Source organism: Sphingomonas adhaesiva, assembly GCF_002374855.1.
Lineage (GTDB): Bacteria > Pseudomonadota > Alphaproteobacteria > Sphingomonadales > Sphingomonadaceae > Sphingomonas > Sphingomonas adhaesiva.
Genome location: NZ_NWVC01000002.1, coordinates 597,644 through 621,701, shown reverse-complemented (window position 1 = coordinate 621,701; position 24,058 = coordinate 597,644). Strand labels below are relative to the sequence as shown.

Genomic DNA, 24,058 nt, shown 5'->3' with positions numbered 1-24,058 from the left:
GTCGTAACGAGATGGATCGGAGAGGATAATATCATGGCGCGGGTCGGGTTCATCGGACTGGGCAACATGGGCGGCGGGATGGCCGCGAACCTGGCGAAGGCGGGGCATGACGTGCGCGCGTTCGACCTGTCCGCCGACGCGCTGGCGCGCGCGCAGGCGGCCGGGTGCCTGCCCGTCGACAGCGCCGCCGCGGCGGCCGACGGCGCGGAGGCGGTGGTCACGATGCTGCCCGCCGGCGCGCATGTCGAACAGGTCTATGCCGACAGCCTGGGCGGGGTAGCCGCTTCGACGATCCTGATCGACTGTTCGACGATCGACGTGACGACCGCGCGGCGCGTCGCCGACAACGCGGCGACGCGCGGGATCGCGGCGGTCGACGCGCCGGTCAGCGGCGGGATCGCGGCCGCGAATGCGGGCACGCTGACGTTCATGGTCGGCGGCAGCGCGGAGGCGTTCGAGCGCGCCCGGCCGTTCCTGGAGGACATGGGCAAGGCGGTGATCCATGCCGGCGCCAGCGGCGCGGGGCAGGCGGCGAAATTGTGCAACAACCTGATCCTGGGTTCCACGATGATCGCGACGTGCGAGGCGTTCGTGCTGGCGCAACGGCTGGGGCTGGACGCGCAGACCTTCTTCGACATCGCCAGCAAGGCGACCGCGCAAAGCTGGTCGATGACCAGTTATTGCCCGGTCCCCGGCGTTGGCCCCGAATCGCCCGCCGATCGCGACTATCAGGGCGGGTTCGCCGGCGCGCTGATGCTGAAGGACCTGAAGCTGGCGATGGCCGCCGCCGCCGACGCACACGCCGACGTGCCGATGGGCACCCGCGCCACCGAACTGTACACCGCCTTTACCGAGGCCGGGCGCGGCGGAGAGGATTTTTCGGGGATCATCCGGATGCTGGCGGACGCGGCACGATAGGCCGCGCCGGTTCGGCACGCTTGCCAATGGCTCCGAACCGGGCATAACTGCAATGACGACGGGTCGCCGTACAGGACGGCCCGCGACAGGAGGGGATGCCAGCGATGCCGAGCCAGGAGGTGGCGGCGGCGGACCACGGGCGCACGCCGCCCGCGCGTTCGCGCAAGCGCAGCACGACGTCGCGACGGCGCGGGCGCCACTCGGGCGACGTCCTGCTGGACGCGGCCAGTGCGCGGATGATCGAGCGCAATTCGATCACCGTGACCTTTGCGGAGATCGCGGCGCGCGCCGGGCTGAATTCGGCGCTGATCCATTACCGCTTCGGCGGCAAGGACGGGCTGTTCCGCGCGCTGATCGAGCGGGACGTGGGCGGCACCTTCCCGATGCTGGCTGAACTGGTCGCGGCCGACCTGCCGGCGGTGCGCAAGCTGGACCTGCACATCCGCGCGATCACCCAGACCTATTTCGACCATCCGTACATCAACCGGCTGGTCGCGGTGCTGACCCAGGACGTGGAGGGGGAGGGCGCGCGCTTCGTATCGGAACGAGTCGTCCGCCCGCTGCACGAGGCGCAGGCCGCGATCCTGGCGCAGGGGCAGGCGGAGGGGGTGTTCCGCGCGGTCGACCCGATGCTGTTCTATTTCTCGCTGATCGGCGCGTGCGACCATCTGTTCCAGGCGCGCTACGCGCTCAAATGGGCGTTTGCGGTCGGCGACATCGACGACAGCTTGCGCCGCGACTATGCGCAGCACGTCCTGGGGCTGCTGATGGGCAGCCTGATGGTGCGGCCGGGGGAATAGCGGGCCGGATGATCCACGGAAGAGGTTTGGATCACGCGAAGACGCGAAGAAGTAGAATGCGACGCGAAGCGTCCTTGCATCCGCGATTAATGATGATGAGGCCACTTTGTGGCGGGTAGAGATACCTCTTCGCGTCTTTGCGTCTTCGCGTGAACCCAATCGGCTAGTCCGCCGCGACCGGCCCGGACGGGGCGGAGGGGCGGCGGCAGAGCCAGACGAGGACGATCAGCGATCCGGCCAGCCATGCCGACAGGCGGAACAGGTCGGTGGAGGCGAGCAGATACGCCTGCCCGACCATCTGGCGGGTGACCGCGCCGGCCGCCTGCGCGGCGTTCAGCCCCATGCGCTGCAGTTGGTCCGCCGCCATCTGATACGGCACGCCGGTACCGATCGCCTCGGCCAGCCGGCTCTGGTGGAGCGCCTCGCGACGGTCCCAGGCGGTGGTGATGATCGACGCGGCGAAGCTGCCCGCGACGATGCGGCAGAAATTGGAGATGCCGGTCGCCGACGGCAGCCGTTCGGGCGGGATGCGATCCAGCGAGATCGTCAGCATCGCCAGGAAGAACGTGCTCATCGACACGCCCTGCACCAGCAGCGGCAGCACGAAGTCGGAGAAGCTGGCCTGCGTCGTATAGCCCGACCGCATCCAGTAGCTGACCGCGAAGCCGCCGAAGGCGATCGTGGCGAGGATGCGCGCGTCGATCTTTCCCGACAGGCGCGCGACGAACGGGGTCAGGAACACCGCCACCACGCCGCTGGGCGCGGCGACCAGCCCGGCCCAGGTCGCGGTATAGCCCAGCTGCGTCTGGAGCCACAGCGGCAGGATCAGGATGTTGGCGAAGAACACCGCATAGCCCAGCGCGAAGGCCAGGTTGCCGATCCAGAAATTGCGCCGCGCGAACAGCGTCAGGTCGACGGTGGGGTTGGCGTCGGTCAGTTCCCAGATCACCCAGGCGACGAAGCCGACCGCGGCGACGATCGTCAGCACGACGATGGTGGGATCGTTGAACCAGTCGGCGTTCTTGCCCAGGTCCAGCATCACCTGCAACGCGCCGACCCACAGCACCAGCAGCACCAGGCCGATGGTGTCGATCGGCAGCTTCATCGTGGGCGTCTCACGCGCCTTCAGGTTCGTCCAGCACACGATCGCGGTCAGCACGCCGAAGGGCACGTTGATGAGGAAGATCCACGACCAGTGGAAATTGTCGGATATATAGCCGCCCAGGATCGGCCCCATGATCGGCGCGACCAGCGTCGTCATCGACCAGATGCCGAGCGCGGTGGCGCGCTTCTGCGGTGGGAAGATCGAGATCAGCAGCGCCTGGCTGCCCGGCATCATCGGGCCGGACACCGCGCCCTGAAGGACGCGGAAGGCGATCAGCGAATTGAGGCTCCACGCCACGCCGCACAGGAACGAGGCGATCGTGAACAGCACCACCGAGGTGCAGAAGACGCGTACCACCCCGAAGCGGCGCATCAGCCACCCGGTCAGCGGCACCGCGACACCGTTGGCGACCGCGAAGGCGGTGACGATCCACGTCGAATTGTCGCTCGACACCCCCAGGTTCCCGGCGATCGTCGGCAGCGAGACGTTGGCGATGGTGGTGTCGAGCACCATCATGAACGTCCCCAGCGCCAGCGCGAAGGCGGTCAGCCCCAGCCGCGCGCCGGACAGCGGCGCGGGGTCGGAGGATGGGGACGAGGGCGTGGCAGCAGGCGCGGCGGCAGGCTGGGCCATCAGTTCGATCCACCACGTTCATGTTCCCCGGCCAAGGCCGGGGGCCAGTTGCGGGCGGCGCGTGGCATGAGCAAACGATCCGTTCCTGGGCCCCGGCCTTCGCCGGGGAACAGGACGGGGGCATCGTCCGGCGGGGCGGCGGCCGGGGTGGCCATCACCGGTTGGCCGCGACGATCCGGCGGATCTCCGCCTCCACCTCGGGCGTGGTGCCCTGCGCGGTGTCGCCGCGATAGGGGGCGGTCGCCGCCTGCGCCAGCCGCGCGCCGCCGCGGTCGGCGGTGTCGACCGTCGCCTTCACTGACAGTCCCACGCGCAGCGGGTTGGCGCGCAATTCCTTCGGGTCGAGCGCGATGCGCACGGGCACGCGCTGCACGATCTTGATCCAGTTGCCGCTGGCGTTCTGCGGCGGCAGCAGCGCGAAGGCGTTGCCGCTGCCCGCGCCGACGCCGACGACGCGGCCGTGATAGACGATATCGTCGCCATAGGTATCCGCCACCAGCGTCGCGGGCTGGCCGATGCGCAGGTCCTTGAGCTGCGTCTCGCGGAAATTGGCGTCGACCCACAGGCGGTCGAGCGGGACGATCGCCATCAACGGCGTGCCGGCGGCGATCTGCTGCCCGACCTGGACGGTGCGCTGCGCGACCACGCCGTCGATCGGCGCGGTGACGCGCATGTGCCCGCGCACGATCGCGGCGCGGCGATAGGCGGCGATCGCGGCGAGGACGGCGGGGTTGGTGCCCACGTCGGTGCCCTGCACCGCGCTTTGCGTCTGGCGGCGCTGTTCGCGGGCGAGGCGCAGGCCGGCGGCGGCGACCTTCACCGCATCGGCGGCGTGATCCAGTTCCTCGCCCGATACCGCGCCCTGCGCGGCGGCGCCGCGGCGGCGGGCGTAATCGTCCTGCGCGCGCGACAGCTGCGCCTGCGCCTCGATGATCGCGGCATCCGACTGGCCGACGCGCGCGACGTCCGCGCGGGTGGCGCGGACCGCGCGCGCCAGTTCGGCGGCGGCGGCGGCCAGGTTCACCTCTGCGGTGGTCGGGTCCAGCTCGATCAGCGGCTGCCCGGCCTTCACGCTTTGCGTGTTGTCGGCGTGGAGCGCCAGCACCGTGCCCGGATCGCGCGCGGTGATCGCCACCACGTCGCCGGCGACATAGGCGTCGTCGGTTTCCTCCTCGGGCTTGGCCAGCAGGAAGTGGAATACCGCCCAGACGATCAGCGCGACCAGCAGCACCGCGCCCAGCACCGCGAAGGCGCGGCGGCGCCCCTTGGGGTTGCCGGCGGGGGCGGGGGCGGCGGCTTGCGGGGTCTCGGCGGCGGCGGGGGCAGGCGTGTCGGTCATCGGGCGAGGTCCTGGACGGGGGCGAAGCCGCCGCCGAGCGCGGTGGCAAGCTGGGCACGCGCGGCGAGCGCGTCGATGGAACGGTTGGCGACGGCCAGATCGGCGTCGAGGAGGCGGACGTCGTTGTCGACCAGGTCGAGCCGGCTGTTGAGGCCGCTGGCGACGCGCACCGCGTTGAGGCGGTTGGTTTCGCCCAGCGCGCGCTGCATCTGCGCGGTGCGCGCCCGCGCGGCATCGGCGGCGCGGACGCGGGCGACCGCGTCCGCCGCCTCGCGCGCGGCGGTGACGATCGCGCCGTTATAGGCGGCGGTGGCGGCGTCGAGCGCGGCGGTCGCGCCGGCCAGATCGGCCTTGCGCCGCCCGGCGTCGAACAGCGGCAGGTGGATCGCCGCGCCCGCGCCCGCGGTGCCCGAATCGAGGTCGACGAAATTGGCGAAGCCCACCGCCTGCAATCCGACCAGCGCCGACAGGTTGATGTTCGGATAGAAGGCGCGGCGCGCGACCTGCCGTCCGGCGGCGGCGGCCTCCACCCGCGCCTGCGCCGCGGCGACATCCGCCCGGCGCGCGAGCAGGTCGGCGGGCAGCACCGCGGGCACCGGCAGCGCGACCGCGTCGGGCAGGCGCGTGGGGCCGAGCGCGGCGGCATAGTCCGCGCCGCGCCCCGCCAGCGCCGCCAGCGCATCGGCCGCCAGCGCGCGCGCGCCGTCGGCCTGCACCTGCGCCAGCCGCGCCTGCGCCAGCAGCGTGTTGGCGGCCTCCACGTCGATGCGGCTGGCCAGCCGGTTGCGTTCGCGCACGCCGACCAGCTTCAGCGAATTCTCCCGCGCGGCGATGGTGCGCGTCGCGATCGCACGCTGGCGTTCGGCGCGCGCCAGTTCGGCATAGGCCTGCACCACCGATCCGGCCAGCATCAGCCGCGCGGCGGCCAGGTCATAGGCGGCGGCGCGCGCCTGCGCCGCGGCGCCCTCGATCGCGGCTTTCTGCCGGCCGAACAGGTCGAGGTTCCACGACAGCCCCGCCTGACCGGTGCCGAGCGCGCGGACGGTGCCGCGGAAGGGCGGCGGGATGGTGTAATTGCCCGACAGCCGCGCGCCCTGCACCTGCGCGTCGAGCGCGACGTCGGGCGCGCGTTCCGCATCCTGGCGCGCCAGCGCGGCCTCCGCCTGGCGGACGCGCGCGGCGGCGGCGTCGAGCGAGGGGTTGCCCGCCAGCGCATCGGCGACGATGCGGTCGAGCTGCGGATCGCCGATCGCGGTCCACCAGTCGGGCGCCAGCACCACCGCCGGCCCCGCCAGCGCCAGATCGGCCGCGCCCTTCGATGCGACCGACGGGGGGGAAGCGGGCACGGCGCATGCGCCCGTCAGCAGCGCGGCGGCGAGCGGGGGGATCAGGCGGCGCATGGGGCGGCACTTTCCAGCGTGGTGCGCAGCCTTTGCAGCTGCGCGATGAAGGTGGTGATCTCGTCGTGCGACCAGCCGGTCAGCCATTCGTTCCAGCATGCGATGACCCGTTCGCGGCAGCGCATCGCCGCCGCCTCTCCCGCCGGCGTCAGCGACAGCTGGATCACGCGGCGGTCGTCGTCGTCGCGCAGGCGGCGGACCAGCCCCTTCTGCTCCAGCGTGTCGATCATCCGCGTCATCGCGCCCTTGTCATGCGCCAGATCGCGCGCGAGCGCGGCGCAGGTCGGGCCGCGGCCGAAATGGATCGAGATCAGCGCCGACCATTGCACCGCGGTCAGCCCCTCGTCCGCGAAGACGCGGTCGAGCTGCGCCATCCCCAACTGGTTGCACACCCGCACGAGGTAGCCGATCGACGAATCGGGATAGAGGTTGGTGGTATCGTAGAAGCTCACAGGTCGTTGCATTGGCAATGATTGCATCGGCAGTCAATATCGTGTCCGTGGCGCTTGCCGGGCGATGGCCGCGCGCTATGGTGTCGGGTGTAACCATCGCGTGGAGTAACCCTTCTTGTCGCATCGTTCCCTGCTGGCGGCCGGCGTCGCCATGGCCGTTCTGGCGTCCCCCTTCGCCGTCCCCGCCGCCGTGGCGCAGGCCGCCGCCACGCCCGCTCCCGCCGCCGCGCCGGTTTCCACTTTGGTCAAGGCGGTCGACATCCCCTTCACGCAGTTCACGCTGAAGAACGGGCTGCGCGTCATCGTTCACACCGACCGCAAGGCGCCGGTCGTCGCGGTCAGCGTATGGTATGACGTCGGGTCGAAGCACGAGCCGAAGGGCAAGACCGGCTTCGCGCATCTGTTCGAACATCTGATGTTCAACGGCAGCGAGAATGCGCCGGGCGACTTCTTCGAACCGCTGGAACAGGTCGGCGCGACCGACCTGAACGGCACGACCAGCTTCGACCGCACCAATTATTTCGAGACGGTGCCGACCGCGGCGCTGGACCGCGCGCTGTTCCTCGAATCCGATCGCATGGGCTATCTGACCGGCGCGATCACGCAGAACACGCTGGATGTGCAGCGGGGCGTCGTCCAGAACGAGAAGCGGCAGGGCGACAACCAGCCCTACGGCCTGCGCCGCTACAAGCTGACCGAGGGGCTGTTCCCCGCCGACCACCCGTACGGCCACACCACGATCGGGTCGATGGCCGATCTGGACAAGGCCAGCCTGGCGGATGTGAAGGAGTGGTTCCGCAGCCATTACGGCCCGAACAATGCGGTGCTGGTGCTGGCCGGCGACATCGACGTCGCCACCGCGCGCCCGCTGGTCGAAAAGTATTTCGGCGCGATCCCCGCCGGCCCGAAGAGCGTGACCCCGCCCGCGCCGGTCCCCGCGTCGCTGCCCGGCCCGGCGAGCGAGGTGATGAAGGATCGCGTCGCCGCGACGATGATCACCAAGGCCTGGGCGGTGCCGGGGCTGAACGACCGCGACGCCGCGCCGCTGGACGTGGCCGCCGGCGTGCTGGGCGGGCTGGCCAGTTCGCGGCTCGACAATGCGCTGGTCAAGCAGGACAAATTGGCGACGCAGGTGTCGGCCAGCTACCAGAATCTGGCGCAGGTCGGCATGTTCGTCATCACCGCGATCGTCCGCCCCGGGGTCGATCCGGCGACGGTGTCGCAGCGGATCGACGCGATCGTCGCCGATTTCGTGAAGAACGGCCCGACCGCGGACGAGGTGAGCCGTTACGTCACCGGCAGCGTCGTCGATCGCATCGGCGGGCTGGAATCGGTCGGCGGCTTCGGCGGCAAGGCGGTCGCGCTGGCGGAGGGCGCGCTCTATTCGAACGATCCGGCGCATTACAGGAAGGAACTGGCCGACCTGGCGGCGCAGACCCCGGCGAGCGTGCGCGCGGCGGCGGCCAGGTGGCTGACGCGGCCCGCCTACCAGCTGTCGATCGTCCCCGGTGCGCGCGATGCCTATGCCGAGGCGCAGGCGACGCCCGCCAAGGAGGTGCCGGCCGAGGCGCCCGCGCCGGCGGTGAAGGGCACGCGCGGGCCGATCCCGGGCGTCGCGCAGGTCGCCGACCTCAGCTTCCCGGCGGTGGAGCGGACGCGCCTGTCGAACGGGATCGAGGTGGTCTACGCCCGACGCACCGCGGTGCCGATGACGCAGGCGGTGATGAGCTTCGACGCGGGCGTCGCCGCCGACGTCGCCGACAAGCTGGGCACGCAGGCGCTGGTGCTGGCGATGCTGGACGAAGGCACGGCGACGCGCAATTCGATCCAGCTGGCCGAGGACAAGGAGCGGCTGGGCGCGGAGATCGGCGCGGGCAGCAGCGCCGACCGCAGCACCGTGTCGCTGCGCGTGCCGAGCGCCAATCTGGCGGCGGGCGCGCAGCTGTGGGCCGATATCGTGCGCAACCCGGCCTTCCCCGACAGCGAGCTGGCGCGCGTCAAGAACCAGCAGCTGACGCAGATCGCGCAGGAGCTGACCAGCCCGAACGGGCTGGCGCAGCGCGTGCTGCCGACATTGGTGTCGCCGGGGTCGCCCTATGCCAAGATGCGCGGATCGGGCGATCCGCGCGCGGTGGCGGCGCTGACCCGCGCCGATCTGGTCGCGTTCCGCGATGCGTGGCTGCGCCCGGACAAGGCGAAGATCTTCGTCACGTCCGACCTGCCGCTCGCCACGGTGCGCCAGACGCTGGAGGCGCAGTTCGGCGACTGGCGCGCGACCGGTGCGGGCGGGACCAAGTCGTTCCCGGCGACGATCGCCTCCGCTTCGCCGCGCATCGTCCTGATCGACCGGCCGGACAGCCCGCAATCGCTGATCCAGGGCGCGATGCAGACCGGGCTGAAGGGCACCGACGACCTGCTGCCGGTGCAGATCGCCAACGAGGCGCTGGGCGGCAGCTTCCTGGGGCGGATCAACATGGACCTGCGCGAGGAGAAGCACTGGACATATGGCGCGAACGGCAATTTCAGCCGCAACGCCTTTGCCGCGCCCTATGTCCTGTCGGCGCCGGTGCAGGCGGACAAGACCGGCCCCGCGCTGGCCGCGATGAAGCAGGACGTCGCCGCCTATCTGACGACGCAGCCGATGACGGCGGCGGAGTTCGAACGGTCGATCAATTCCGCGACGCGGTCGCTGTCGGGCGAGTTCGAGACGTCGGGCGACGTGCTGACCGCGATGCAGGCCAACGACCTGTATCGCCGCCCCGACGACTACTACGCCACGGTCGCGGCTCGTTACCGCGCGCTGACGCTGCCGCAGGCGACCGGCGCGCTGAAGTCCGCGATCGACCCGGCGAAGCTGGTGTGGGTGGTGGTCGGCGATGCCGCGAAGGTGAAGCCGCAGCTTGACTCGCTGGGCCTGCCGGTCGAGGTCATGCCGGCGTCCGCGGTGGCTGGCGGTCAGGCGGCATCCGCCGCCCCCGCCGCCGCGCCCGCGGCGAAGTAACGACGTTAAGGGAGAGCAAGATGGCCGGAGTGGACGGAACCTACGATTGCACCGTGAAGTCGCCGCTGGGCGACCAGAACCTGACGCTGACGGTGAAGGCCGACGGCGGCAGCTTCACGGGCCAGGCATCGGGCGCGATGGGCGCCGCCGACGTCACCGGGACGGTCGACGGCAACACGCTGTCGTGGAAGCAGCAGATGACGTCGCCGATGCCGATGACGCTGGACATCACCGCCACCGTCGACGGCGACACCGTGACCGGCAACGTCGGCGCGGGCGCGTTCGGCAGCTTCCCGCTGAACGGCAAGCGCACCGCCTGATCGCGGCGTGACGTGAACGCGGCGGCGCGGACGGGCGATGGCCGGTCCGCGCCGCCGTCACATATGGGTTGTGCGGTTCACGACGCCTGTCTGGACAGCTGGATGCGAAACGTCACTACGCCCCGCACGGGCCTTCCCTGATGGTCATGCGCGGGCGTGACCAACGTCTTGCCGGCGATGCGGGAGCATACCGCGGCGACGACGGTGGCCGGAATGTCATCGGACTGAGGTTGGCACTCTGCCGCTACGCCCGTAGCGGAGACGGCGACACGGAATGTTGCATCCAGCACGGGGGCGGGGGACAAGCCCATGATCGCCAGAAGGTCGCGGTTGGCGAGCCAGTCGTCGCGGTCGCGCAGGGCGACCGGCGGCTGTCCCCCCGGCGCGAATTGTGCAGGGTCGGCGCCCCATTCGATCAACTGATCCGCTACGCATCCGCGTAGGGCGGTCACGGCACGGGCGACGCCGGGCAGCGACAGCACGACCGGATCGCTCCCGTCGATGCGAAGGGTCAGCGGGCCTGCACCGTGCAGCCCGTCCAGCAGCTTCGGAGGCAGACCGGCGATTCGTGCGATCACCGTCCCGTCGCGGGCCAGGCGTATCTGCGCCAGCCCACGTACTTCGGCCGCCGCGTCGGTACCGGCGATCGTCACCCGCATCAGCCGGTCGGAGTGGCGAAGTCCCGGCCCAGCCACCACCAAGGCAAAGGTGTCGCTGCCGGGCGTGGTATCGACGGCGAACCGCACCGAAGCATCCTGGCGCTCCAGAACGCAGCGGGCCTGATCGGCGTGCAACACCCATTTGGCAGGTGAGGCGCCGGAGGTTGCAGCCGCCTGCGGGAGTGAAAGCAACGTTGCGGATATCACGATTCCGAACATGCGCCTTCCCTCCGTAACCCGCTTCAGACGCGCGTGATGCGCGTGACATGCCCCATCTTGCGGCCCGCGCGCGTCTCGCGCTTGCCGTAGAGGTGGAGATAGGCGTTCGGTTCGGCGACCAGATCGGGCCAGCGTTCCCAGTCGGCGCCGATCAGGTTTTCCATCTCCACCTGCGTGCCGATCAGCGCGGTGTCGCCCAGCGGCAGGCCGCAGATCGCGCGGACGTGGTTGGCGAATTGCGACGTCGCCGCGCCCTCGATCGTCCAATGACCCGAATTGTGGACGCGCGGCGCCATTTCGTTGAACACCGGGCCGTCCGCGCCGGCGAAGAACTCGCACGTCAGCACGCCGACATGCCCCAGCGCGTCGGCGATCCGGCCGGTCAGCGCCGCCGCCTCGGTCCATTGCGCGGCGATTTCGGCGGGGGCGGGCAGGGTGGAGCGGTGGAGGATCGCGTCGCGATGCTCGTTCCACGGCGGGGGATAGCTGGTGACGGTGCCGTCCTGCCCACGCACCAGCACGATCGAGAATTCGTGCGTGAAGGGGACGAACGCCTCCAGCACCGCGGGCGCGCCGATCGCCTCGAACGCGGCATCGGCATCGGCGGGGGAGGACAGGCGCATCTGCCCTTTCCCGTCATAGCCGAAGCGCGTCGTCTTGAGCACCGCGGGGCAGCCGATCGCGGCGACCGCATCGTCCAGGTCGGCGCGGGTGGCGATCGCGTGCCAGCGCGCCGGGCGGCCGCCGACCTGTTCCACGAACGACTTTTCGCGCACGCGGTCCTGCGCGACCTCCAGGCTCAGCGGGGAGGGGTGGACCGGCACGCGCTCGGCCAGCCAGCGCACCGGCGCGGCATCGATATTCTCGAATTCGTAGGTGACGACGTCGCATTGCGCGGCGAAATCGGCCAGCACCACCTTGTTGTGATAGTCCGCGCGGGTGAGCGAGGAGGCGGTCTGCGCCGCGACGCTTTCGCGGTCGGGCGCCAGCACATGGGTGCGATAGCCCAGGTCCGCCGCGGCGCTGGCGATCATCCGGCCCAGCTGCCCGCCGCCCAGGATGCCGATCGTGCTGCCGGGGGGAAGCGCGGTCATGCCGGGTCGGTCGCCACGCCGTCGGTCTGCGCGCGGCGCCAGTCCTGCAGCCGCTGCGACAGCGCCGGATCGCCCAGCGCCAGGATCGCGGCGGCCAGCAGCGCGGCGTTGATCGCACCCGCCTTGCCGATCGCCAGCGTGCCGACCGGAATGCCGCCGGGCATCTGAGCGATCGACAACAGGCTGTCCATGCCCTTCAGCGCCTTGGATTCGACCGGCACGCCCAGCACCGGCAGGTGGGTCATCGATGCGGCCATGCCGGGCAGGTGCGCCGCACCGCCCGCGCCCGCAACGATCACCTTCAGCCCACGATCCGCCGCGCCGGTGGCGTAATCGTACAGCCGCTGCGGCGTGCGGTGCGCGGACACCACCTTCGCCTCATAGGCTACGCCGAGCGCGTCGAGCGTCTCGGCGGCGTGCCGCATCGTCTCCCAGTCGGAGGTGGACCCCATGATGATGCCGACGTGCGCCATCGCGCGCGACTAGCCGGGCGGGCCGGTGGCGTCCAGCCCCCATGGGTGCGGCCGGTCAGGCGGCGGCGCGGTCCAGCGACGCCATCGCCTCGGCCGTCAGCGCGACCGACCGCTTGCGCGCGTCGTGATCGTAGATCGCGCTGGCGACCATCACCTCGTCCACGCCGGTGCGCGCGACGAATGCCGCCAGCCCGCGCGCCACGTCGTCGCGGGTGCCGATCGCGCTGGCCGACAGCACGTGGTCGAGGATCGCGGCATGGGCGGGCGGCAGCGTTGCGCGATAGCCCTCCACCGGCGGGCGCATCCGTCCCGGATTGCCGGTGCGCAGCGCGACGAACGATTGCTGCTGCGACGTGGCGATCAGCTCCGCCTCCGCGCGCGTATCGGCGGCGAAGACGTTGAACCCGGCCATCGCATAGGGCCGTTCGAGCACCGCCGAGGGGCGGAAATCGCGACGATAGATCGCCAGCGCCTGATCCAGCGCATCGGGCGCGAAATGCGACGCGAAGGCGTAGGGCAGCCCGAGGATCGCGGCCAGCTGCGCCCCGAACAGGCTGGAGCCGAGGATCCACATCTGCGGCCGCGCACCCGCGCCGGGGGTGGCGCGGATGCCGGTGCGCCCGTCGTCCGCGAAATAGCTTTGCAGCTCGACGACGTCGTTGGGGAACTGGTTGGCATCGCTGTTCAGGTTGCGGCGCAGCGCCTGCGCGACGCGCTGGTCCGAACCGGGCGCGCGGCCCAGCCCCAGGTCGATGCGGCCGGGGAACAGCGCATCGAGCGTGCCGAACTGTTCGGCGATCTGCAGCGGCGCCGAATTGGGCAGCATGATCCCGCCCGCGCCGATGCGGATCCGCGACGTCGCCTGCCCGACATGCGCGATCACCACCGCGGTCGCGGCGGACGCGATCCCCTCCATGCCGTGATGTTCCGCGACCCAGTAGCGGTCGAACCCCACCGCCTCGGCATGACGCGCGAGATCGGCGGCGTGGGCGAGCGACTGCGCCACCGTGCCGGTGTCGGTGACGGGGACGAGATCGAGCAGGGAAAGCCGTGTCATGTAGGCAAGGTGGGGATGCCTGCGCCGGGATGCCAGCGGTTCGCGCTTGGGGCGGGTGAAGCGGGGCTTTGGGCGAAGTCGTCACCCCAGCGAGGGCTGGGGTCTTTGCGGGGCGGGCGCTGGTCTGTCCAAAGGGGAGGCCCCGGCTTTCGCCGGGGCGACGATTGTGTTTGAAGCCGTCACCCCAGCGAAGGCAGGGGTCTCCGTGGGGCAGTGGCCGGTTTGTCCCACGGGAAGACCCCGGCTTTCGCCGGGGCGACCCTGTCGATCAGAACGCGGCGATGCCGGTGATCGCGCGGCCCAGGATCAGCGCGTGGACGTCGTGCGCGCCTTCGTAGGTGTTGACGGTTTCCAGGTTCATCGCGTGGCGCATCACCTGATATTCGCCCGAAATGCCGTTGCCGCCGTGCATGTCGCGGGCCATGCGCGCGATGTCGAGCGCCTTGCCGACGTTGTTGCGCTTGACGATCGAGATCATCTCCGGCGCGTAATTGCCCTCGTCCAGCAGGCGACCGACGCGCAGGGACGCCTGGAGGCCCAGCGCGATCTCGGTCTCCATATCGGCCAGCTTCTTCTGGAACAGCTGCGTCGCGGCCAGCGGGCGGCCGAACTGCTGGCGGTCGAGGCCGTATTGCCGCGCGGCGTGGAAGCAGAATTCGGCCGCGCCCAGCGCGCCCCAGCTGATCCCGTAGCGCGCGCGGTTGAGGCATCCGAACGGACCCTTCAGTCCCTCCACGTTGGGCAGCAGCGCATCCTCGCCCAGTTCCACCTCGTCCATCTGGATCATGCCGGTGATGCTGGCGCGCAAGCTCAGCTTGCCCTCGATCTTGGGCGCGGACAGCCCCTTCATGCCCTTTTCCAGGACGAAGCCGCGAATCGCGCCGCCATGCGCGTCGCTCCTGGCCCAGACGACGAAGACGTCGGCGATCGGCGCGTTCGAGATCCACGTCTTGGCGCCCGAGATGACGTAGCCGCCGTCGACCTTGCGCGCGCGCGTGGTCATGCCGCCGGGGTCGGAGCCGGCATCCGGCTCGGTCAGGCCGAAGCAGCCGATGTACTCGCCGCTCGCCAGTTTCGGCAGATACTTGCGGCGCTGCTCCTCCGAGCCGTAAGCGTGGATCGGGTACATCACGAGGCTGGACTGCACGCTCATCATCGAGCGGTAACCGGAATCGATGCGCTCCACCTCGCGCGCGACCAGCCCGTAGCTGACGTATCCGACGCCGACGCCGCCATATTCAGCCGGGATGGTCGGGCCGAGCAGCCCGAGCGCGCCCATTTCGCGGAAGATTTCCGGATCGGTATGTTCGTCGGCGAAGGCGCGGATGACGCGCGGCGCCAGCTTGTCCTGCGCATAGGCGCGCGCGCTGTCGCGGACCATGCGTTCGTCGTCGCTCAGCTGCGCATCGAGGAGGAAGGGGTCGGCCCAGTCGAAACGGATCATGCGGATGAAATGCCTCTCGTTTTGACGACCGCGTTACCGGATCGGCGCGCGCGGGGCCACCCCGTCAGCGCGGCTGCACCGCCAGCAATGCGGCGACCAGCTGCCGGTCCTGCGCCGGGTCGAGCGGGGCGTGATAGGCCTCGCGCATCTTCGTGACGGTCGCCTGCCATTTCTCCGCGGTCAGCGGCGGCTGGCGGGTGACGAGGTCCGCCGAATGGCAGGCGGTGCAATGCTGCGTCAGCAGCTCCCCCGCCGGGCCGGCGGGGAAGGCGGCGGTTTCGGCGGGCAGCGCGATCGCCACCGGTGCCGCGTCGTTCGCTGGAGCGGCGGGCGCGTCCGGTTCGGCCGAACAGGCCGCGAGCGCCATCAGCGCAGCGGGGAGCAGCCGCCTCATGCCGTGCGGATCGCGATCGAGGGGGCGGGATTGCGCATATAGCCGCCGGGGTTCCAGATCGCGTCCATCGCCTGCGTCTCGCCCGCGGTGTTGGTGCAGCGCGCCCACAGGCGATAGCCGCCCGCGCGCAGCCCCGCGATCGTCGCCGACCAGCGGCGGAAGCCGTAGCGCCCCTGATCGGGGCCGAGCCGCGCGGCGTGCCACGTCCGCCCCGCGTCCATCGACAGGTCGACGCGCGCGACGCCATGCGCCCCGCCCATCGCCAGCCCGCGCACGGCAAAGGGCTGATCCGCGACCAGCTTCGCGCCGTCGGGCAGCGGGGTGATGAACGCGCGCGGCACCATCGCGCCGATCGGCACGGTCGGGAAATCCTTCGCCCCCGGCACCACGTTCGCGCCCGGCGTGGCGGGGATGCGATAGGCCTTCGCCATCCAGTAACCGGTGTCGGGCGCGGTCAGCACCTCGATCCGGTCGAGCGACTTGATCCAGTAGGTCGAATACCAGCCGGGCACGACCAGCCGGATCGGGAAGCCGTTGAGCAGCGACAGCGCTGCGCCGTTCATGGCGAACGCGATCATCACCTCGCCATCGCGCGCATGGTCGATCGCCAGCGACTTTTCGAACCATGGCGCGCCGGGCGGCGGCCGGTCCAGCCCCGCCAGCCGCACCGCGACCGCGCCGGGCGCGACGCCGGCCATGTCGAGCACGTCGCGCAGCCGCACGCCGGTCCACATCGCATTGCCGATCGCGCCGTCGCCCCATTGCGCGCCGGGGACGCGCGGGGTGAAGAAGCCGCGCGAATTGCCCGAACACTGGTTCACCGCCGCCAACTCGACGCGCGGCAGCCGGCGCAATGCGTCCAGCGACAGCGCCAGCGGGCGGCGCACCGCCCCGCCGACGCGCAGCCGGAAGGCGGCGGGATCGACCGACAGCGGAATGTCGTCATAATGCCAGCGGACGAAGAAGCGGTCGTTGGGGGTGAAGACGTCCTCCCCCAGCACGTCCATCGGCGTTTCGAGCAGCGGCGCGCGTTCGCGCAGCACGATCATCGCGCCCTTCTGCGGCCAATTGTCCGCCAGCGCGCGGCGCCCTCCGGCAAAGCCCAGGTCGATATCCTGCGCCGCGGCGCGCCCCGCGATGCCGGCCGCGCCCAGCCCGATCAGCCGCAGCGCGTCGCGCCGGTCAGGCATCGGTGAACGACGGCGCCAGGGCGCGCGCGGGCGCGAAGCGCGCCACCTGCCGCCCGACCAGCCGCAATTGTTCGACCACCGCGGCGTCGCTGGCGCCGCCATCGGCATCGAACTTCGTCTGCGCCGAATTGACCGCCGCGGCGAAGGGCGTCGGCCAGCCGCGCAGCGCGTGGACGATCGAGCGCAGCGCCGCGATCGTCGATCCGGTCGCCTGCCAGCCGTAGGCGGTGGCGATCAGCCCGACCGGCACGTCGTGCAGGTACGGGCGATCGGCATCGCGCGCGGTTTCCTCCAGCAGGTCGAGCGCGTTCTTGACCACGCCGGAAATGCTGCCGTGATAGCCGGGGCTGGCGATGATGACCGCCGATGCTTCCCGCACCGCGGCGACGAAATCGCGTTCGTCCGCGGTCCGCTCGGCCGCGCGCGGATCGTACAGCGGCAGCCGCGCCAGCGCCTCGCCTCCGAACAGGCGGGTGCGATAGCCTTCCTCACCCGCGGCGGCGAGCGCGATGCGCAGCGCATGTTCGGTGGAGGACGGGCCGCCGACGGTGCCGCCGATTCCCACCACCAGCGGTTTCGTATCGGCACTGCCCACGGTCTGCTCCCTCACAATGGCGCGTGGTCGATCCGCGGCAGCACGTGGCGCGCGAACAGATCGGCTTCGGCGGCGTGAGGGTAGCCGGACAGGATGAACGCGTCGATGCCCATGTCGCGATACATCTGCAGCTTCGCCAGCACCTGATCGGGATCGCCGACGATCGCCGCGCCGCAGCCCGAGCGTGCGCGGCCGACGCCGGTCCACAGATTCTCCTCGGCATAGCCGTCGTCCGCGGCATTTTCGCGCAGCGCCGCCTGCGCGGCGACGCCCGCGGACGCCGAATCGAGCGACTTGGCGCGGATCGCGGCGCCTTCCTGCGCATCCAGTTTCGACAGCAGGCGATCGGCATAGGCGCGCGCCTCCGCCTCGGTATCGCGCACCACCATATGCGCGCGATAGCCGAAGCGCAGCGTCCGGCCGTAGGCGGCGGCGCGCTGTTTCATGTCGGCGATGATCGCGGCGACATTCTCGCGCTTGTCCGGCCACATCAGGAACACGTCGCAGGCACGGGCGGCGGCGTCGCGCGCATCCGGCGACAGGCCGCCGAAGTAGAGCAGCGGCGCCTTGCCCGATACGGTACCGACGCGCGGCGGATCGACGTCGAGCTGCCAGAACTCGCCCTGGTGATTCAGATGCTCGCCGTTGAGCAGCGTCTTGAGGATCTCCATCGCCTCGACCGTGCGGCGATAGCGCGGGGCGGAAGCCAGCGTCTCGCCGGGCATGTCGCTGGAGATGATGTTGACCTTCAGCCGCCCGCCGCCGGTCATCCGGTCGATCGTCGCGATCTGGCGCGCCAGCTGCGGCGGCCACATCTCGCCGATGCGCGTCGCCATCAGCAGGTGGATGTTCTTCGTCACGGTCGCGATCGCGGCGGCGAAGGCGGTGGTGTCGATCCCCAGCGCATAGCCCGACGGCAGCAGGATGTTGTCGAACCCGCCGGTTTCGGCCTGCATCACGATATCGCGGCAATGCTCCCAGCTGGAACGCAGCGCCGGATCGGGCACGCCGAGAAATTCGTAGTCATCGTCGCACAGCGCGGAAAACCACGCGATCTCGCACGGATTGCTCACTTCCCTCTCCCCTGCCATGTCGTTGCTGCCGGTCGCGTCGTCGCGCGGGGTTACGGCAGCCGTTCGCCGCGTGCCGCGACCAGCACGTCGTACCAGTCCTGCCGCGACCAGCGGATGCGGAAGGCATCGGCCAGCTCGGCGATGCGCGCCGCATTCTGCGTCCCCACGATCGGGATGACGCGCGCGGGATGCGTCATGATCCAGCTGTAGGTCGCCGCGGTGCGCCCGACGCCGAACCGCCCAGCCACCGCGTCGAGCGCGGCGGCCACCGCTTCCTCGCGCGCAGTGCCCGGCTGCGCGATCCGCCCGCCGCCCAGCGGCGACCAGGCGAGCACCGCCAGGTTCAGCTCCATCGCCTGATCGATCAGCCCGTTGGTCAGCGGATCGAGGAACAGGGGCGAGAATTCCGGCTGCTGCGACGACAGCGGCACCGACAGGAACGACGCCAGCGCGCGCGTCTGGTCGGCGGTATAGTTGGACACGCCGATCGCGCGCACCTTGCCGGCGGACACCATGTCCTCCAGCGTGCGCGCCACTTCCTGCGGATGGGTCAGGATGTCGGGGCGGTGGATCTGGTACAGGTCGACATGGTCGACGCGCATCCGCCGCAGCGAGGCGTCGAGCGCCTGCATCAGGTAATCGCGGCCGCTGTCGTACGGGACCGGCGGGGTGATCCCGCCCTTGGTCGCCAGCACCATCCGGTCGCGCAGCGCCGGCGCCTCGGCGAAAATGTCGCCCAGCAGCGTCTCGGCATCGCCGAACCCGCCCGCGCCGTCGAAGCCGTAGATATCGGCGGTATCGAACAGCGTGACGCCGGCGTCGAGCGCGGCCTCGATCAGCGTGCGGCCCTGGGCGGCGCCGGCGCCGGCGAAGCGCCACATCCCCCATGCGATCGGGCTGACGGTGATTCCGCTCTTGCCGAGCGGACGCGAATCGGGCGATAGGGTGATTTCAGACATCGTTGTCATACATAAGGACAAGACGCGTGGGAGAGCAAGTGCGTTACGGCCTGGTCGGCACCGGCATGATGGGGGTCGAGCATCTCAACAACCTGGCGATCACGCCGGGCGCGGTGGTGACAGCGATCGCCGATCCGGTATCGACCTCGCTCGGCTGGGCGAAGGATGCGCTGGGCGACAAGGCCGACGGGGTGCAGGCCTTCGCGACGTCGGCGGAACTCGCGACCAGCGGGATGGTCGACGCGGTGATCGTCGCCAGCCCGAACCATACCCATCGCGACGTGCTGGTCCCGCTGTTCGGGGAAGGGCTGGCGATCCTGTGCGAAAAGCCGCTGGCGACCACGGTGGAGGATGCGCGCTGGATCGTCGAACAGGCGGAGGCGAGCGCGCGGCCGTTCTGGACCGCGATGGAATATCGCTACATGCCGCCCGCCGCGGAGTTCATCCGCGCGGTCCACGCCGGCAGCGTCGGCGCGCTGCGGATGCTGTCGATCCGCGAGCATCGCTTCCCGTTCCTGGAGAAGGTCGGCGACTGGAACCGTTTTGCCGCCAACACCGGCGGCACGATGGTGGAAAAGTGCTGCCACTTCTTCGACCTGATGCGGCTCATCACCCGGTCGGAGGCGGTGCGCGTCTATTGTTCGGGCGCGATGGACGTGAACCATCTGGACGAGGCGTATGACGGCCGCCGCCCGGACATCATCGACAACAGCTACACCACCGTCGATTTCGCCAACGGCGTGCGCGCGATGCTGGACCTGTCGATGTTCGCGGACGGTGCGGAGAATCAGGAGGAGATCACCGCGGTCGGCGACCAGGCGCGGCTCGACGTGCTGATCCCCGAAGGCGCGATCGTGCGGTCCCCGCGCGTCGGCTTCATGAACCCCAAGCAGGTCGAGCGCCGCGTCGTGCATGTCGACGAAGCCGCACTGAACGCCGGCAGCCACCATGGCTCCACTTTCTACGAACACCAGCGCTTCAATGCGGCGGTGCGCGGGGCGGGCGCGGTGGAGGTGACCGCGCGCGACGGGTTGATGGCGGTGGCGATCGGAACCGCAGCCGAAATCAGCGCGCGCGAGAAGCGCGTGGTGGAGATGCACGAACTGGGTTTCTGACACTAAAGACGAACTTGGCTGACAACGCGGTCAGTCGTGATACCCCACCATCAGAGTGGGAATTTCCGGGGAGGTTGAGATGATGACGACCAAGAGCCTGTTTCTGACTGCCGTCGCCGCCGGCGCGCTGACCGCGGCGATGCCCGCCGCCGCGCAGGTGGCGCCCGCACCCGCACCCGCACCCGCCGCCGCCCCCGACCGGGGCGAGACCGACGATGCCCCCGCCGGCGACATCATCGTCACCGCGCAGAAGCGGTCGGAGCGGTTGCAGGACGTGCCGGTCGCGATCACCGTGGTGTCGGGCGATGCGCTGGCGGCGCGCGGCGCGGTGAATATCGAGGGCGCGCAATATCTCGTCCCCACGCTCAACTTCCGCAAGTCGGGCACCGCGATCAACCAGTCGCTGTTCCTGCGCGGCGTCGGCACCTCGACTTTCTCGATCGCGGGCGAACCGTCGATCTCCACCGTGGTCGACGGCGTCGTCTACAGCCGCGCGGGCGAGGCGTTCAGCGACCTGATCGACATCGACCGGATGGAGGTGCTGCGCGGGCCGCAGGGCACGCTGTTCGGGAAGAACACGTCGGCGGGCGTCATCAACATCGTCACCAAGCGGCCGGGCAAGGACCTGGGCGGCTATGTCGAGGGCGGGTTCTTCTTCGACAACGGCAACGAATATCGCGTGCGCGGCGCGATCGACCTGCCGGTCAGCAGCGACGTGGCGCTGCGCGTCACCGGTTTCTACGGCACCTATGACGGCAATATCCGCAACCTGGCCTATGGCGGGGAGCGGGTGAACGGCTACGAGCATTACGGCGCGCGCGCGATGCTGGTGGCGAACCTGGCGCCCAATTTCACCGCGACGGTGATCGCCGACTATCGCGAATCGAAGGACAATTGCTGCGCCGAGGTGATCGGCACGACGCCGACGGGCGCGGCGGGCAGCGCCGGCGCGTTCGCCGCCACCGTCCTGCCGCCCGCGCGCCGCGACGAAACGCGCGAGATCAACCAGGACCTCATCACCCGCACCAACGAAAAGAGCTGGGGCGTCAGCGGCCAGTTCGACTGGGAGCTGGGCAACCAGACCGTCACCTACATCGGTTCGTACCGCGAGTATGATAACGAGGAGATCCGCGACGGCGACTGGCTGCCGCGCGCCTATTCGGGCCTCAACCAGCTGCACGACGTCGGGCCGCAGGTGTCGAACACGATCACGCAGGAACTGCGGCTGACCAGCCCGGCGGACCAGTTCTTCAGCTACGTGCTGGGCGCCTTCTACTCGCGCGCGGAAACGACGCGCACGTTCACCCGCAACGATATCGTCTGCAACGCCGCGCCCGTGGGAACGCCGTGCAGCACGGTGCCCGCACTCACCACGCGCCCGACCGGCACCGCGGTGTTCGGTTCGGTGTTCAAGAATTTCGCGCTGTTCGGGCAGGGCACGCTGAACTTCACCGACCGGTTCCGCGGCATCGTCGGCATCCGCTACACCACCGATCAGCTGGACGTGTTCCACCGCCGCGTCACCACGCTGGCGGGGCCGGGCATCCAGCCCAGCTTCGGCCCGTTCACCGGCAAGACGACCAACGACAACTGGTCCGGCAAGGCGGGCGTGCAATACGATATCGTGCCGCAGTCGACCTTCTACGCCACCTATGCGCGCGGCTATAAGGGGCCGGCGTTCAACATCTTCTACAATCTGACCGCGACCGGCACGAACGTGATCGAGCCGGAGACGGCCGACAGCTACGAAGCCGGGCTGAAGAACACGCTGTTCGGCGGCAAGCTGGTCGTCAACCTCGCCGCTTATTACGCCAAGTACAACAATTTCCAGGCGAACAACCCCGATGAGGTGGCGGGCGTGCTGGTGACGCGGTTCACCAACGCGGGCCGCATCTCCACCCGCGGCGGGGAGCTGGACCTGTTGTTCCAGCCGGTCCGCGACCTGTCGTTCAACGGCGGCCTGGCGTACACCGACGCGCGCGTCGACCAGTTCAAGCTGCCGACCAACGGCAACGTCACCGGCGTGGTGCCGTCGGGCACGCCGCTGGGCTATGCGCCCAAGTGGAAGGGATCGCTGGGCGCCGACTGGCGCGCGCGCACCGGCGGGGCGGTGGACTTCGCGCTGGGTGCGCAAGGGTCGTACCAGTCGAGCCAGCTGTCGCAGCTGGACGCCAATGCCGCGATCCGCGCCGCCACGACGATCAAGGGCTATGGCCTGGTCGACCTGTCGGCGGCGGTGATCGACGCCGACGACCGCTATCGCGTGACCTTCCAGGTCAAGAACCTGTTCGACCAGAGCTTCGCCGCGGCGATCACCTCCGGCGGGCCGGGCGGCAGCTACCGCTACATCATCCCGCGCGAGGCGGATCGCTATTACGGCGTGACCGCGCGGGTGAACTTCTGAGGTAAGAGGAGGGGCCGCCACCGGAAGGTAGCGGCCCCTTCTTCATGTTCGGGCTCCTGCGAATGCAGGAGCCCAGGGTGACGGGCGATGCCGTTCGCGGCCCTGGGTTCCTGCCTTCGAAGGAACGCCGAACGACCTGTCAGTGCGCCACCACCAGCGGCGCGCCCGCGTCCGGCTCCACTGGCACGATCCGCGGGATCAGCACGTGGATTGCCAGCAGTGCCAGCAGGTACGAACTGGCGCAGATCGCCAGCGCGGGGGTGTAGCCCCAGCCGTTCGCCAGCGCCCAGGCCTGGAACTGGATCATCCCGATCGAGCACAGGTTGCCGCAGAACGCCGCGATGCCGATCGTCGAGCCGACCGCGCGCGCCGGCGTCACGTCGGTCGCCACGCCGAACACGTTGGTCGAGAAACCCTGATGCGCGAACAGCCCCAGGCCGAGCAGCAGCGCGGCGCTCCACGGGCTGGACACCGACAGTACCAGCGGCACCGGCAGGACGAGCAGCGCGTAGAGCAGCATCGTCGTCTTGCGCGCGCGGTTGACGCTCCACCCGCCCGCGATCAGCCGCGTCGGCAGCCACCCGCCGGTCAGCGCGCCGCACGCCGCCAGCGCATAGACCAGCGCCACCGGCCAGCCGAGCGTCCCCTGCGGCAGCGCGAACAGCCGGTGGAACAGGTCCGGCAGCCACAGCAGCATGAAGAACCACACCTGGTCCGACAGCACCTTGGCGATCGCGATCGCCAGCGTGGTGCGGCGGCGGACGATGTCGCCCCAGCGGATCGGCGCCGCCTCCATCGCGTCCAGCGCGACCGGCTTCACGCGCAGCGCGAACCACACCGCCACCCACACCAGCCCCAGCCCGCCCGCCAGCAGGAATGCCGCCTGCCATCCGAGGGCGACCGCCAGCGGCGGGATCAGCGCGGGCGTCACCACCGCGCCGACATTGGGGGCGGTATTGCCGATGCCCAGCGCGATCTGCCGGTCGCGATGGTTGAAATAGGTCGCCGCGGTCTTCACCGCCGCCGGGGTGCCGATCGATTCGGCCATCCCCAGCACCACGCGCGCACCGATGAATCCGGTGACGGTGGTGGCGACGGCATGGGCCATGCCCGCCAGGCTCCACACGCCCACGCCGATCCCGAACCCACGGCGCAGCCCGACGCGGTCGATGAACCAGCCGGTGCCCAGGAACGCGAACGCGGTCGCGATCTGGAACGCGGTGCCCATGTTGGCGTAATCCTGATCCGACCAGCGGAATTCCGCCTCCAGCGTCGGTTTCAGCAGCGCCAGGATCTGGCGGTCGACATAGTTGAGCATGATCGCGACGAACACCATCGCTACGATCACCCAGCGCGCGCGATTGGCGCCTTCGCTCATCCTCTTCCCTCCCGCAATTTTCTGTCCGATAACGTT

General features: G+C 70.2%; 21 protein-coding genes. 6 read left to right on the top strand and 15 right to left on the bottom strand.

Features of this window, described 5'->3' with window-relative positions:
* Positions 1-33 precede the first annotated feature (33 nt).
* The gene (mmsB, locus tag COA07_RS07420; RefSeq protein ID WP_096640695.1) at positions 34-918 is read left to right on the top strand and encodes a 3-hydroxyisobutyrate dehydrogenase; all 885 of its coding nucleotides are present in this window, start codon (positions 34-36) and stop codon (positions 916-918) included.
* Between the two features lie 104 nt (positions 919-1,022).
* Entirely contained in the window at positions 1,023-1,718 is a 696-nt protein-coding gene (locus COA07_RS07415; protein WP_066712541.1) for a TetR family transcriptional regulator, read from the top strand.
* Between the two features lie 163 nt (positions 1,719-1,881).
* On the opposite strand, the gene COA07_RS07410 is transcribed toward COA07_RS07415, so the two are convergent.
* The 4 genes from COA07_RS07410 to COA07_RS07395 all read right to left on the bottom strand — a co-directional run bounded on the left by COA07_RS07410 (position 1,882) and on the right by COA07_RS07395 (position 6,659).
* The gene (locus COA07_RS07410; protein ID WP_066712544.1) at positions 1,882-3,456 is read right to left on the bottom strand and encodes a DHA2 family efflux MFS transporter permease subunit; all 1,575 of its coding nucleotides are present in this window, start codon (positions 3,454-3,456) and stop codon (positions 1,882-1,884) included.
* Positions 3,457-3,610: 154 nt separating this feature from the next.
* Positions 3,611-4,795 carry an HlyD/EmrA/EmrK family protein gene (locus tag COA07_RS07405; RefSeq protein ID WP_066712547.1) on the bottom strand — a complete coding sequence of 395 codons (1,185 nt, stop codon included), beginning with the start codon at positions 4,793-4,795 and terminating at the stop codon, positions 3,611-3,613.
* Positions 4,792-6,195: an efflux transporter outer membrane subunit gene (locus COA07_RS07400; protein WP_096640693.1), complete on the bottom strand. Its 1,404-nt coding sequence runs from the start codon at positions 6,193-6,195 to the stop codon at positions 4,792-4,794. The genes COA07_RS07405 and COA07_RS07400 overlap by 4 nt, the downstream gene beginning before the upstream one ends.
* The gene (locus COA07_RS07395) at positions 6,183-6,659 is read right to left on the bottom strand and encodes a MarR family winged helix-turn-helix transcriptional regulator (RefSeq protein WP_245842055.1); all 477 of its coding nucleotides are present in this window, start codon (positions 6,657-6,659) and stop codon (positions 6,183-6,185) included. Before COA07_RS07395 ends, COA07_RS07400 begins: the two co-directional genes overlap by 13 nt.
* 139 nt (positions 6,660-6,798) lie before the next feature.
* Between COA07_RS07395 and COA07_RS07390 the strand changes: the two genes are divergently transcribed.
* A complete protein-coding gene (locus tag COA07_RS07390) occupies positions 6,799-9,648 on the top strand; it encodes a M16 family metallopeptidase (RefSeq protein WP_066711172.1) in 2,850 nt (949 codons plus the stop codon).
* Positions 9,649-9,668: 20 nt separating this feature from the next.
* Complete coding sequence (locus COA07_RS07385) at positions 9,669-9,968, top strand: hypothetical protein (protein WP_066711168.1); 300 nt, start codon at positions 9,669-9,671, stop codon at positions 9,966-9,968.
* A gap of 77 nt (positions 9,969-10,045) precedes the next feature.
* Here COA07_RS07385 and COA07_RS07380 read toward each other — a convergent pair whose 3' ends face one another.
* From COA07_RS07380 to COA07_RS07335, 10 genes are all read right to left on the bottom strand, one after another.
* Positions 10,046-10,846, bottom strand: coding sequence for a hypothetical protein (locus tag COA07_RS07380; protein WP_066711166.1), 801 nt, complete (start codon positions 10,844-10,846; stop codon positions 10,046-10,048).
* A gap of 23 nt (positions 10,847-10,869) precedes the next feature.
* The gene (locus tag COA07_RS07375) at positions 10,870-11,940 is read right to left on the bottom strand and encodes a 5-(carboxyamino)imidazole ribonucleotide synthase (RefSeq protein WP_066711164.1); all 1,071 of its coding nucleotides are present in this window, start codon (positions 11,938-11,940) and stop codon (positions 10,870-10,872) included.
* A complete protein-coding gene (purE, locus tag COA07_RS07370; RefSeq protein ID WP_066711162.1) occupies positions 11,937-12,413 on the bottom strand; it encodes a 5-(carboxyamino)imidazole ribonucleotide mutase in 477 nt (158 codons plus the stop codon). The genes COA07_RS07375 and purE overlap by 4 nt, the downstream gene beginning before the upstream one ends.
* Before the next feature lie 55 nt (positions 12,414-12,468).
* Positions 12,469-13,470, bottom strand: a complete 1,002-nt coding sequence (locus COA07_RS07365) for an LLM class flavin-dependent oxidoreductase (protein WP_066711160.1) — start codon at positions 13,468-13,470, stop codon at positions 12,469-12,471.
* A 268-nt stretch (positions 13,471-13,738) separates the two neighbouring features.
* Positions 13,739-14,914, bottom strand: a complete 1,176-nt coding sequence (locus tag COA07_RS07360; RefSeq protein WP_066711158.1) for an acyl-CoA dehydrogenase — start codon at positions 14,912-14,914, stop codon at positions 13,739-13,741.
* A 64-nt stretch (positions 14,915-14,978) separates the two neighbouring features.
* Positions 14,979-15,308: a hypothetical protein gene (locus tag COA07_RS07355; protein ID WP_066711156.1), complete on the bottom strand. Its 330-nt coding sequence runs from the start codon at positions 15,306-15,308 to the stop codon at positions 14,979-14,981.
* The gene (locus tag COA07_RS07350) at positions 15,305-16,498 is read right to left on the bottom strand and encodes a molybdopterin-dependent oxidoreductase (RefSeq protein ID WP_096640691.1); all 1,194 of its coding nucleotides are present in this window, start codon (positions 16,496-16,498) and stop codon (positions 15,305-15,307) included. Before COA07_RS07350 ends, COA07_RS07355 begins: the two co-directional genes overlap by 4 nt.
* Positions 16,491-17,093 (bottom strand): NADPH-dependent FMN reductase, encoded by a 603-nt coding sequence (locus tag COA07_RS07345; RefSeq protein ID WP_066707974.1) that lies wholly within the window; start codon positions 17,091-17,093, stop codon positions 16,491-16,493. Before COA07_RS07345 ends, COA07_RS07350 begins: the two co-directional genes overlap by 8 nt.
* Before the next feature lie 11 nt (positions 17,094-17,104).
* The gene (locus COA07_RS07340; protein ID WP_245842053.1) at positions 17,105-18,166 is read right to left on the bottom strand and encodes an LLM class flavin-dependent oxidoreductase; all 1,062 of its coding nucleotides are present in this window, start codon (positions 18,164-18,166) and stop codon (positions 17,105-17,107) included.
* 50 nt (positions 18,167-18,216) lie between these two features.
* Positions 18,217-19,125: an aldo/keto reductase gene (locus tag COA07_RS07335; RefSeq protein ID WP_066707969.1), complete on the bottom strand. Its 909-nt coding sequence runs from the start codon at positions 19,123-19,125 to the stop codon at positions 18,217-18,219.
* A 38-nt stretch (positions 19,126-19,163) separates the two neighbouring features.
* On the opposite strand from COA07_RS07335, the gene COA07_RS07330 reads away from it, so the two are divergent.
* Both COA07_RS07330 and COA07_RS07325 read left to right on the top strand, forming a co-directional pair.
* Positions 19,164-20,240, top strand: coding sequence for a Gfo/Idh/MocA family protein (locus COA07_RS07330; protein ID WP_066707961.1), 1,077 nt, complete (start codon positions 19,164-19,166; stop codon positions 20,238-20,240).
* 79 nt (positions 20,241-20,319) lie between these two features.
* Complete coding sequence (locus tag COA07_RS07325; protein WP_066707959.1) at positions 20,320-22,644, top strand: TonB-dependent receptor; 2,325 nt, start codon at positions 20,320-20,322, stop codon at positions 22,642-22,644.
* A gap of 139 nt (positions 22,645-22,783) precedes the next feature.
* Here the strand turns inward: COA07_RS07325 and COA07_RS07320 are convergent, their stop codons facing one another.
* On the bottom strand, positions 22,784-24,022 hold the full coding sequence (locus COA07_RS07320; RefSeq protein WP_066707957.1) for an MFS transporter: 1,239 nt from the start codon (positions 24,020-24,022) through the stop codon (positions 22,784-22,786).
* Between the last annotated feature and the right edge of the window lie 36 nt (positions 24,023-24,058).